General features: G+C 43.6%; 12 protein-coding genes. 2 read left to right on the top strand and 10 right to left on the bottom strand.

Going from position 1 to position 11861, the window contains the following annotated elements:
- Positions 1 to 216: 216 nt before the first annotated feature.
- The 8 genes from A9E74_RS12815 to A9E74_RS12780 all read right to left on the bottom strand — a co-directional run bounded on the left by A9E74_RS12815 (position 217) and on the right by A9E74_RS12780 (position 6986).
- The gene (locus A9E74_RS12815) at positions 217 to 507 is read right to left on the bottom strand and encodes a hypothetical protein (protein WP_245652168.1); all 291 of its coding nucleotides are present in this window, start codon (positions 505 to 507) and stop codon (positions 217 to 219) included.
- Positions 508 to 906: 399 nt separating this feature from the next.
- A complete protein-coding gene (locus A9E74_RS12810) occupies positions 907 to 1242 on the bottom strand; it encodes an SUF system Fe-S cluster assembly protein (RefSeq protein ID WP_069296999.1) in 336 nt (111 codons plus the stop codon).
- Positions 1243 to 1246: 4 nt separating this feature from the next.
- Complete coding sequence (gene sufU, locus A9E74_RS12805; protein ID WP_069296998.1) at positions 1247 to 1693, bottom strand: Fe-S cluster assembly sulfur transfer protein SufU; 447 nt, start codon at positions 1691 to 1693, stop codon at positions 1247 to 1249.
- Entirely contained in the window at positions 1693 to 2916 is a 1224-nt protein-coding gene (locus A9E74_RS12800) for a cysteine desulfurase (protein WP_069296997.1), read from the bottom strand. The genes sufU and A9E74_RS12800 overlap by 1 nt, the downstream gene beginning before the upstream one ends.
- Positions 2909 to 4213, bottom strand: a complete 1305-nt coding sequence (gene sufD / locus A9E74_RS12795) for a Fe-S cluster assembly protein SufD (protein ID WP_069296996.1) — start codon at positions 4211 to 4213, stop codon at positions 2909 to 2911. Before sufD ends, A9E74_RS12800 begins: the two co-directional genes overlap by 8 nt.
- Complete coding sequence (gene sufC / locus A9E74_RS12790; protein ID WP_069297000.1) at positions 4210 to 4977, bottom strand: Fe-S cluster assembly ATPase SufC; 768 nt, start codon at positions 4975 to 4977, stop codon at positions 4210 to 4212. Before sufC ends, sufD begins: the two co-directional genes overlap by 4 nt.
- A 79-nt stretch (positions 4978 to 5056) precedes the next feature.
- A complete protein-coding gene (gene sufB / locus A9E74_RS12785) occupies positions 5057 to 6505 on the bottom strand; it encodes a Fe-S cluster assembly protein SufB (protein WP_069296995.1) in 1449 nt (482 codons plus the stop codon).
- Positions 6498 to 6986, bottom strand: coding sequence for an SUF system Fe-S cluster assembly regulator (locus A9E74_RS12780; RefSeq protein ID WP_069296994.1), 489 nt, complete (start codon positions 6984 to 6986; stop codon positions 6498 to 6500). The genes sufB and A9E74_RS12780 overlap by 8 nt, the downstream gene beginning before the upstream one ends.
- A gap of 235 nt (positions 6987 to 7221) precedes the next feature.
- On the opposite strand from A9E74_RS12780, the gene bamJ reads away from it, so the two are divergent.
- Positions 7222 to 7845, top strand: a complete 624-nt coding sequence (bamJ, locus tag A9E74_RS12775) for a BamJ family beta-barrel-assembly machinery protein (protein ID WP_069296993.1) — start codon at positions 7222 to 7224, stop codon at positions 7843 to 7845.
- Positions 7846 to 7888: 43 nt separating this feature from the next.
- Here the strand turns inward: bamJ and ampD are convergent, their stop codons facing one another.
- The gene (gene ampD / locus A9E74_RS12770) at positions 7889 to 8440 is read right to left on the bottom strand and encodes a 1,6-anhydro-N-acetylmuramyl-L-alanine amidase AmpD (protein ID WP_069296992.1); all 552 of its coding nucleotides are present in this window, start codon (positions 8438 to 8440) and stop codon (positions 7889 to 7891) included.
- Positions 8441 to 8525: 85 nt separating this feature from the next.
- Here ampD and nadC point away from each other — a divergent pair, with 85 nt between their 5' ends.
- Positions 8526 to 9371: a carboxylating nicotinate-nucleotide diphosphorylase gene (nadC, locus tag A9E74_RS12765; RefSeq protein ID WP_069296991.1), complete on the top strand. Its 846-nt coding sequence runs from the start codon at positions 8526 to 8528 to the stop codon at positions 9369 to 9371.
- A gap of 55 nt (positions 9372 to 9426) precedes the next feature.
- Here nadC and A9E74_RS12760 read toward each other — a convergent pair whose 3' ends face one another.
- Complete coding sequence (locus A9E74_RS12760) at positions 9427 to 11742, bottom strand: TonB-dependent receptor (RefSeq protein WP_069296990.1); 2316 nt, start codon at positions 11740 to 11742, stop codon at positions 9427 to 9429.
- Positions 11743 to 11861 lie beyond the last annotated feature (119 nt).

The following is an 11861-nucleotide window of genomic DNA, read 5'->3' as shown; positions in this document are numbered from 1 at the left end:
GTCAGGCTTACCAAGATACGTTAGTTAAGGCGAATATCAATTCCAAGAACCTACTGGCAATCAAAACTTGTTAAACCTTTCTACTTAGAGGTCTGTTTCAGGCTAACGCTAACCTTGCCTTTAGTTAATGAAACCTTGTTTTGTAACAATCCGAAAAAGGGAGGATTATTACTTCTTTTGTATGGTTAGAGTTCTAACTATGCAGGGGATGTCGTTTCAGCCTGAGACTTGTTGCGTGGTAGCAGCTTCATTTATCTCATGCATATCAACCACAAATCTATATTGCTTTCCATAATGCAGGATAACTTCTTTCTGTCCACGCTTAAGGATTTTGACCTCTATCCGAATATCACTGAAACCGTCATGAGCTAAAACATCATCAATCAGTTCCATCAATTTTAATTTGAGAAGTTTTGTAGTGGTTTGTGGCATTACATTGCTTGTCATCAATTCCAGCTCAGTTTTATATTTGTGAGTGGATAGTAGGCAAAGAGGAAAATATCCCATATAGGAGAAATTCCTTATTTTTTAAAAGCTGCTGTCTGCACGCAAAAATACAAAGCTAAACAATTGTTTTTAAATGACTTTAAAGGTTAAAGCTCAATTTGTTTTTTTTGTTGAGAAATACTCAACAATGAGTGCATCAATTTACGAATAGATGAGGTATCACGCGAAGCAAATAAAAAGGAATTCCTCCTATATGCGGCATAGCAGCAGATGACTATGATTGGCTCCAACAGCTTGCTAATGAAATTCTCTCGGGGCTCAACCCTGAACTAGTTGCTTACTGTAGCCTTAAAGTTTGTTACCTCTTCAGATTGGTCATGCGATCTGATTAACCGTGGATAGACCTATCCACGGTTTTTTTTGCTTTGATTTTGCGATATACCGCAGGAGATCTTGAGGCTAGAACATACCCAATTGTAACTGGGCAGCTTCACTCATCTGATCACGGGTCCAAGGTGGATCCCAGACCAGTTCAACATGTACTTTATTAACGCCATCAATACTGCTGATCTTGTTTTCCACATCACCAGGAAACGTCTGTGCGACTGGGCATCCCGGCGCCGTTAAGGTCATTTTGATAACCACATTTCCAGAAGCACTGACGTCAATTTCATAAATCAATCCCAGTTCATATATATTGACGGGGATTTCAGGATCGAAGATGGTTTTCAGCATCTCAATCACATCTTCTTTCAAGTCTTCTTCGGTAAAAGGTTGTACCTGATTATCATTCATAAAATTACTCAGTGCTAATCGAAATATCGTGCTCGCTATCTATTGCTGCATGCACGGTATGCCAGGATAAAGTCGCGCATTTTACCCGCGCCGGAAACTCTTTGACACCACTTAAAACTTCCAGTTTGCCTAACAGGTTACGATCGGTTTCTTCACCAGTCATTGATTTATGAACTTGTTCATAAATAGCCTGAGCTTCCTCGATGGTTTTGCCTTTTAATGCTTCAGTCATCAACGATGCTGAGGCCATTGAAATGGCACAGCCACTGCCTTTGAAACTGACATCTTCAATTACATCACCCTCGAGCTTGACGTAAACCACCAGCTTGTCACCACATAACGGGTTATTGCCATGCGCCAAATGATTGGCCTGATCAATCTCGCGAAAGTTTCTTGGGCGTTTGTTGTGATCCATGATCACTTGCTGGTATAGCTCTCTTAAATCACTCATCAGGCAAAAAGCTCCTGTGTTTTTTGTATCGCGTTAATCAATGCGTCAATTTCTTCTTCAGAGTTATAAAACGCAAATGATGCACGAGCAGTTGCCGGAATATCGTAAAACTCCATTACCGGTTGAGCACAGTGATGTCCAGTACGGATAGCCACGCCTTGCTGATCAAAAATAGTCCCAACATCATGCGGATGCACGCCTTCAATCATAAAAGAGATGACCGCAGCTTTTTCGGGGGCTGTTCCAATAATGGTAACACCTGATAAAGCCTCAATTTTACGTGTGGCGATCTCCAGCAGGTGATGTTCCTGAGCGGCAATATTATCGATACCAATTTGCCACATATAATCTATCGCCGCACCGAGGCCGATAACACCAGCAATATGCGGTGTACCTGCTTCAAACTTGGCTGGCAGTTCGTTGTAGATGGTTTTCTCAAAACTTACCGACAGAATCATGTCACCACCACCTTGATAAGGTGGCATGGCATTCAGCAGTTCTTCACGCCCGTAAAGCGCACCGATACCGGTAGGCGCAAACATCTTATGACCGGAAAACACATAAAAATCACAATCCAAATCTTTAACATCAACAGTCATATGCGGCACTGCCTGTGCCCCGTCAATTAATACCGGGATATCTTTGGCGTGTGATTTGGCAATCATGGCTTTGACAGGATTTATAGTGCCTAGAGCATTGGATACCTGTCCAATGGCCAGAATCCTGGTTCGCTCTGTAAGCATCTCATCAAAGTCGGTTAAATCCAGTTCCCCGCTTTGTGTCATCGGAATAACTTTCAGTTTGGCACCGGTCTGTTCACACAATATTTGCCACGGTACGATATTGGCGTGATGTTCAAGATGACTGATCAGGATTTCATCACCAGCTTGCAGCTTTGGTCTGACAAAACTTTGTGCTACCAGATTGATAGCTTCGGTCGCACCGCGGGTAAAGATAATCTCTTTATCCGAATTGGCATTTAAAAACTGCCTTACTTTGCCTCGCGCAGCTTCGTACATATCTGTCGAACGCTGACTCAGCTTGTGCACTCCACGGTGAATATTGGCATTATCGTGAAGATAATAATGACTGACCGCATCAATCACCTGGCGAGGTTTTTGGCTGGTTGCCGCATTATCCAGATACACCAATGGATAACCATTAATTTCCTGATGCAGAATTGGAAAATCCGCACGGATGGCATTAATGTTCAAGTTACTCATGATTACCACCTTTCGGTAGGCGTTTTTCAATCACTGCAGTAATGGATTTTTTCAGCTCCTGATTCGATATACGTTCAATCACATCAACTGCAAAAGCAAACGTCAGCAAACTGCGGGCGCTGATTTCATCCAGACCACGGGCACGCAGGAAAAACAATTGATCTTCGTTGATTTGACCGACAGCACTACCATGTCCGCATTTCACATCATCGGCATAGATTTCCATTTCTGGCTTGGTGTCAATTTCACAACCACGTGACAACAGTAAGTTGCGATTACTTTGGTTGGCATCGGTTTTCTGTGCATCTTTATGCACTATCACTTTACCGTTAAAGACTGCATGGCTTTGTTGATCTAAAACGCCTTTATACATTTCATCGCTGGTAGTGTTTGGAACCGCATGATCAATTCGCGTATGGTTATCGACATGTTGCTCACCAGTAACCAGATACAAACCATTTAAAGTCACATGGGATTGCTCACCCAACAACTGACTATGCACATCATTTCTGGCCAGCTTGCCACCCAATGAAATATTGCTGTTATGCCATTTACTATTGGCAGCCTGTTTGGCTGCAATCGTAGCGATATGATAATGGTCCAACGCTTCACGCTGTAATTTGTAGTGAAATAATTCGGCGCTCTCAGCCAGATTTATTTCGGTAATTACTTCGGTTAAACCATTGGCGTTATCGTTACCGGCATAGGTCTCAATAAACGTTGCCTGACTGCTTTCATTCATCACAATGACATTACGCAGATGCATTGCGTAGTGCTCAGTACGCCCGGTATTTACCACGATCAGTTCAATAGGTTTGTCTATCTGACTATTCGCCGCAACTTCAATAAAGATGCCTTCGTTCATCAGCATCGTGTTTAAAGCATTAAAACCAGGCTTTTCAATATTAATCTGCTGATTCAGAAATTCGCTGGCACGCTCAATAGCTTGTGATAACGGACTTACCGTTAAACCTGCAGGCAGGTTATCAATCGACGAAGCGGTAAAATCTACACGACCATCGACAATCACCAGACGATAAGCATCTTCAACCAGCTGCAAATCATATATATCGGCATGACCAGGTTGTGATACTTGATGTTTGAATTGTTCCTGCCCTAACTGCCACAGACTGGTGTACTTCCAATCTTCTTCTTTTCTGCCAGGCAAGCCATTACGTTCAAACTGAGCTTTGGCTTGTTGACGCAAGGTGTGCCAGCGGCTATTTTCTTCCACCATGACATCACGGCTAGCCGCAACAGCAGCAAAATCGGTATGTATGTCTGTTAAAACTTTCATGCAGGCTGCCCTTCTGGCTCTGGAGCATCATGTACCCAGCTGTAGCCAGATTTTTCCAATTCTTTTGCCAATTCCTTGTCGCCAGATTTCACAATGCGACCTTCAGATAACACGTGCACATAATCCGGCACAATGTAATCAAGCAATCGTTGGTAATGAGTGATCATGACAATAGAACGGTCTGAGTTGCGTAAGGCATTTACACCTTCAGAAACCGTACGTAAAGCATCGATATCCAAACCTGAGTCGGTTTCATCAAGAATCGCCAGTTCAGGCTCCAATAAAGCCATTTGCAGAATTTCATTACGTTTTTTCTCACCACCAGAGAAACCTTCGTTCACACTGCGGTGTAAAAACTGTTCATCCATTTTGACCAGCTGCATTTTGCTACGCACCAAAGTCAGGAAATCAATCGCATCCAGTTCTTCCAGACCCTGATGTTTGCGAACAGCATTTAATGCCGCTTTAAGCAGGTAGATATTGCTGACACCCGGGATCTCTACCGGATATTGGAAAGCCAGAAACACACCGCGTCGGGCACGCTCTTCAGGTTCCAGTTCAAGCAAGTTCTCACCTTTATAGATGACTTCACCCTGAGTGATTTCATAGCCTTCACGACCGGTTAATACATTAGACAAAGTGCTTTTACCGGCACCGTTTGGCCCCATAATGGCATGCACTTCGCCCGCATTGACCGTTAAATTGATACCACGCAAAATTTCTTTGCCATCAATTTTTGCGTGTAGATTTTTGATTTCCAACATTTTCATAATTGTTCTCTATTCATTTTTATTGGTTGAGCGGCCTGACCCACTCAACACGTGTTTGTTAGGTGAATGTTGTTTAACCAACCGAGCCTTCTAAGGACAAACCCAGCAGATTCTGTGCTTCAACCGCAAATTCCATTGGTAATTCACGAATAACCTGCTTACAGAAACCATTCACAATCATCGAGACCGCATCTTCCACATCCAAGCCGCGTTGTTTGCAATAGAACAGCTGATCTTCACTGATTTTTGAGGTAGAGGCTTCGTGTTCAACCTGAGCAGTCGGGTTTTTCACTTCGATATACGGGAAAGTATGCGCTGCACATTTATCACCCATTAATAAGGAATCACACTCGGTGTAATTACGGGCATTTTCAGCATTTGGCCCGATGCGTACCAGACCACGATAGGCATTTGATGAACGGCCTGCAGAAATGCCTTTGGAAATAATGGTCGAGCTGGTGTTTTTACCCAGATGGATCATCTTGGTTCCAGTATCGGCTTGTTGCATATTATTGGTCACAGCCACCGAGTAAAATTCACCGATAGAGTTGTCACCCTGCAACACCACACTTGGATATTTCCAGGTGATAGCCGAACCAGTTTCTACCTGGGTCCAGGAAACTTTTGAACTAACACCACGACAGGCAGCACGTTTGGTGACAAAGTTATAGATACCGCCTTTGCCATTTTCATCGCCGGGATACCAGTTTTGTACGGTGGAATATTTGATTTCAGCACGATCCATTGCCACTAATTCCACCACCGCCGCATGCAACTGATTTTCATCACGCATCGGTGCAGTACAACCTTCCAGATAACTTACATAAGAATCATCATCGGCGATAATCAATGTGCGCTCGAACTGTCCAGTATTGGCTGCGTTGATACGGAAATAAGTTGATAGCTCCATCGGGCAACGTACGCCTTTTGGAATATAAACAAACGAGCCATCGGTAAATACCGCTGAGTTCAATGCCGCATAATAATTATCTTTCTGCGGAACCACGCTACCCAGATATTTTTTAATCAGTTCTGGATGCTCATGAATCGCTTCAGAAATAGGCATAAACAAGATGCCTTGCTCGGCCAATTTATCTTTGAAGGTATTTGAGACTGAAACACTATCAAACACCGCATCAACAGCTACACCAGCTAAACGGGCTCGTTCATCCAATGGCACACCCAATTTTTCATAGGTACGCAATAATTCCGGATCGACTTCATCCAGACTTTTCGGTCCATCGGTTTTTTTCTTCGGAGCTGAATAATAGCTGACCGCCTGATAATCGATTTCCGGGTAATGTACATGGGCCCATTCCGGAGTATCCATGGTTAACCAATGGCGATAGGCTTTCAAACGCCATTCCAACATAAACTCCGGTTCGCCCTTAATCTTGGAGATCTGACGCACCACATCTTCATTCAAACCGGGTGGCAAGCTATCTGATTCAATATCAGTATAAAAACCCGCTTTGTATTCTTTCTGCGTTATGGCTTCAAGTTGTTGTGTTTGATCATTCATATTGATCACCATCCTGTAAGGTAACTGCTTTTGCCCTGAAGTTGGGCGGATAAAATTGAACTGGTCGTGGAACAGAAAGTGAGGTTGCCAACATGTCGGCTAACTTAACTTCATCTAATGCGTGGAATACGGCATTGTTAATCTGATTCCAGTTTGTCTGCACTGAACAATGCGTTTCTTGATCACAGTGCGATGCGCTACTAACACACTCCGTTAATGCAATCGGACCCTCAATTGTAGTGATGATTTGGGCAACAGAAATATTGGCCGGATCACCACTTAAGGTATAACCACCTTGTACCCCGCGTTCTGAAGTCAGCAGACCGCCGGCGGATAACATTTTTAATATTTTACGTACTGTCGGCAGCGGCATATGCACCGCATCTGATAACATATGCGCACTGTGCTGCTTGCTGCGGTGTTCGGCAATGTAGCTCATCAGCACAATGCCGTAGTCTGTCAGTTTGCTCATGCGTAACATGTCACGCCCTCCTAATTGATACCATTATAGTATCAATTAACCGAATAACCAAGTGTATTAGTCGGCTATTCAATCTGAAACCAGCAGAAAAATATGAGACAATCGCGGAGCGAACTTCGCGGCTGAGAAGATCTCTAAACAACGCCAGCCTAAATTTAAATTAAATCTTTGAGAGTCATAAGACATGAAACTGAAATATCTCGCCTTCCTTCCCGTTTTATTTGGAGCTAATGTAATGGCAGAAAACGCCACCCTCGATACAGAACAACAAAAACTCAGCTATATCTTCGGCATACAAGTCGGTCAACAAATGATGATGGAAGGCGTTGAGCTGGAAATGGATGCATTCAGTGCAGGTGTTGCCGATATGATGGCTGGCCGTCAACCACAGATGGATCAGGCAACAGCCCAAGAAATCATTGGTAAATACCAACAGAAAAAATCACAAGAACTGGCTGCTATGATGAACAAAAAGCAAGCCGAGTCAAAAGCCTATATGGCAGAAAATGCTAAAAAAGACGGTGTGGTTACAACTGAGAGCGGTCTTCAATATGAAATCATCGAAGCCGGTGACGGCGCGACCCCAACAGCATCAGATCGCGTAATCGCGCATTATGAAGGCACTCTGATTGACGGTACGGTTTTTGACAGTTCTATTCAACGTGGCGAACCGGCAACCTTCCCGGTTAATGGTGTCATTCAAGGTTGGCAGGAAGTGTTGCAGTTGATGAAAGAAGGCGCTAAATGGCGTGTTGTCATCCCAGGTAACCTGGCTTATGGCCCACAAGGTGCCGGTGAAATGATTGGCCCTAATGAAACATTGATTTTTGATATTGAGCTGATTGCAATCACGCAATAATCATTATTTAAGATCTACTGAAGCCGCCTACGGGCGGCTTTTTTTATGCTTGCAATAACTGTTTATAACGCGGCCAGTCAAAATGTGGACCGGGATCCGTTTTACGGCCCGGTGCGATATGTTCGTGACCGGTAATGCGTTGCTCAGACAGCAAGGGATAGCTTGATAATAAAGCTCTGCTTACGGCGGCCAATTGCAAATATTGAACCTCTGTAAAAGCGGTTTCATCATCACCTTCCAATTCAATGCCGATAGTAAAGTCATTACAGCGTTCACGCCCCTCCCAACAGGATACCCCTGCATGCCAGGCGCGTTTATGAAATGGAACAAACTGCTGTATTAATCCATCTCGTCTTATTAATAAATGTGCGGATACCTTTAAATGCGCTATCTCAGCAAAATAAGGATGCGCATTGGGGTCTAACCGGTTGAGAAATAAATCTGTAATCCAACCGCCACCAAATTGCCCCGGCGGTAAACTGATATTGTGAATGACGATACCGCTGATATCGTTCTCATCCAGACGATCATCATAATTTGGCGAGGGTAAAATCTCCGCCACATCCAACCATCCGCTCTGCCTATCGATAATCACTTTGTGCTCCAACCTGAGTTTGTGAATAGATTATCAGAGCTTTAACAGTTACCCTATCGGCTGTTTAAATAGAACATCACAGACTATGACGATTCAGAACTTTATCCCCGCCAATTTTATTGCTTCACAAGTCAAACTCTCTTTACTTGAAGATATCGGTCAGCAGGATCTTACTGCGGATTTAATACCGGCGAATGCCATCGCTAAAGCCACATTAATCAGCCGTCAAAACGCGGTCTTATGTGGCAGAGACTGGTTTAATGAAGTGTTCCATCAGCTTGACCCCGCTATCCAAATCAACTGGTTTTTTGCCGATGCCGATGTACTTACTGAAAATGCAGTGATCTGCGAGCTTTCTGGTAATGCCAGAGCGTTATTAAGTGGTGAACGTACCGCAATGAATTTTTTACAAACCTTTTCGGGCACGGCTACTCAAACCAAACGTTATGCAGATCTGTTAAAAGACTTACCAGTTAAATTACTGGATACACGAAAAACCCTGCCCGGTTTACGACTTGGGCAAAAGTATGCAGTGCGTTGTGGCGGCGGGTTTAATCATCGCTTTGGCTTATATGACGCAATATTAATTAAAGAAAATCATATTCTTGCTGCAGGATCAATTGCCTCAGCAGTCGCTCAGGCCGAAGCCTTGCATCCCAATGTATCAATTGAAGTTGAAGTCGAATCCATGAACGAACTGGAGCAGGCACTGAACACTGCCGCTGATATTATTTTACTGGATAACTTTTCTTTGGAAATGCTCCGTGAAGCAGTCCATTTGACCAATGGTAAAACGGCTTTGGAAGCATCAGGTGGGGTGAATATGCACACTATTCGTGATATTGCCGAAACAGGTGTTGACAGAATTTCGGTCGGGCAATTAACCAAAGATTTACAGGCTGTCGATCTCTCTATGCGATTTATCGATTAAAAAAATAAGGCCGCAATTAGCGGCCTTACTTTTATCTGAACGTTTAGAACAAGAATTAAAGGGTTACTTTAAATCCAATCCAGCCAGCTCTTGGTGCACCAGCACCGACAAAGCGTGGATCTTCATAATCCAGACCAGGCGCTTCATCTGGTTCACCATACAAACCAAAGTTTTCATATTCACTGTCAAACAAATTATCTACTTTGGCAAAGAACTGAACATGTTTGTTCAACTTGTAACGACCGTGCAGATTAACCAGTCCATATCCACTGATTTTCTTATCTTCGTTCGCTTCATCACCACGGTAATACTGGCTAGAATGATACGAAGCCGTTGCGCCTAATGATAATTTCGGCGTAAAGGCATAATCAACACCGATCTTAATGTTGTGCTCAGGAATGCCCGGCAGACGATCGCCTTTTTTCACTTCAAACGTTTCGACTTCGTCATCAACTTCGCGAGCGTAGAGGAACGAATCTTCAAACGTGGCACGTACATAGGAATAGTTGGCAAACCACAACATTTTGTCTTGCTGACCATTTACGCCCAATTCCAGGCCGGCCCGTGCCGTTTTATCGATATTATCGAAATTACCCAGGGTTAAACGCGGGTCATTAACTTCATCTTCAACATCCGGAAAGAAAAACAAATCATCTTTCAGCTGGGTATAAAACACGCCGGCATTCCAGTTCATATTACCATTTTGACCGCGTAAACCTGTTTCAATGGTTCTGGCAACAACATCATCCAGCGGTGGATCGGCAAGAAACGCATTCGGATACGAACATGGGCTGCTCTCTTCAGAGCAGGTCAATTCCGATGGTGTTGGCGCACGGTTTGATTCGCTATAGTTACCATAAACCGTCAGGTTATCTCTCAAAGCATACGTCAGACCGGCTGTTGGATTAAAACGTTTGAATACATGTTTATTACCGCTCTCATTCAGATCCTGCTCACCACCTTCACTAGTGCCTGAAATATCAATCTGGATCCAGTTATAACGGCCACCAAAGGTGAGATCCAAACGCTCTGTCAATGAATGTGTATTGGTGAAAAACAGGCTGAATGTGTCGGTATTAATTTTGCCATCAACAATCGTTTCATCAACAATCACACCTGTGCCACTGGTGCCACGGCTGTCGGTAAATTGGGCGATTTCAGACTGAGAAGAATGTTTAACATCAGAACGATCATAAGACGCACCTACAATCAGCTGATTGTCACGACCAAACACATTATCTAGGAATGTGGATTGCAAACCGAAACCGTAACTATCCTGTTTGGTTTTGCTGGTATTGTTTAATGCGACAAAATCGCCATCGGCAAAACCGAATGCGCCAGCATCTCCAATGAAGATTTCATCCAAAACACCAGGATTATCATCATCTTCTTCACCGACTTGATTACCAATAACACTGAGTTCGGAGCCATCACCATTAAATGTGCTGCGATCACTACGACGATAATAACTGTTGGCTGACAACATCATATTGTCATTCACCCAGTGCGAACCATTTAAGGTAAACATACGCAATTCGTTTTGCGTGTTATCCGGATGAGTAAACACAGCTTCACGATCATCTCTCACCAACTCAATCGGCGAGGCACCATTACCATTCAGATCACTGTCAACAGCGGTGATACCAAAATCCAGGCTGCTTGTTTCATTACGGTAGCTTAGGTTAGAAAAGAACTGCTCAACCCGGGAAGGTGAAAAATCGCGCCAGCCATCTTCTTTAGTAATCGAACCAGTTACAAAATAAGCAAAGTTACCATCGCTGCCACCACTTTCAATGGTGCCGGAATCACGTCCGAACGAACCGGTGTAGGCTTCCAGACTATGTCCCGGATGGGTAAAGCCATTTTTGGTTTGGATAGATAAAGCACCGCCCAATGTATTCAAACCAAATAAAGGATTAGAACCCGACATCATATTCATGCTGGCAATGGCTGATTTTGGTAATAATTCAAAATTGACAGCATCACCAAACGGTTCATTGATCCGCACACCATCCTGATAAACCGAAATACCCTGAGCATTACCAACCAGTGGAGAAGCGGTAAAGCCACGGAATTTCAAATCAGGTTGAAAAGGATTGTTTTGAGCATTGTTAATGCTGACACTACCCATTGTCTGATTCATAAAATCAGAGATATCCAACGCCTGACTGCGTTCGATATCTTCGGCGGTTGCTGTTTGAACATTGCTTGGAATTTTGTCAGCCTCGAGTCCCACACCGTGTAACGGTGTGAGACTGATAACTTCGATGCTTTCAAGTTGCAGATCCGGTTCAGCAGCCAAACTGAAACCGGGGCTTAAAGCCGTTGCTAATAACGCGGGCAGGACGCCACGTCGAAAAGGAATCGCCATCTTTAATCTCCCAGATTAATAATTTGTATTAATTTTTTTTAAAGCTTTCTACGAAGCTTGGGGCGATGCTAGCATGGCGTTTCAGACATAGAATTAGGAAAATTTCCTAAAACAAATAA

The sequence above is a fragment of the Methylophaga muralis genome (assembly GCF_001720165.1).
Classification (GTDB): Bacteria; Pseudomonadota; Gammaproteobacteria; order Nitrosococcales; family Methylophagaceae; genus Methylophaga; species Methylophaga muralis.
This window is presented reverse-complemented; position numbering and strand designations above follow the sequence as displayed.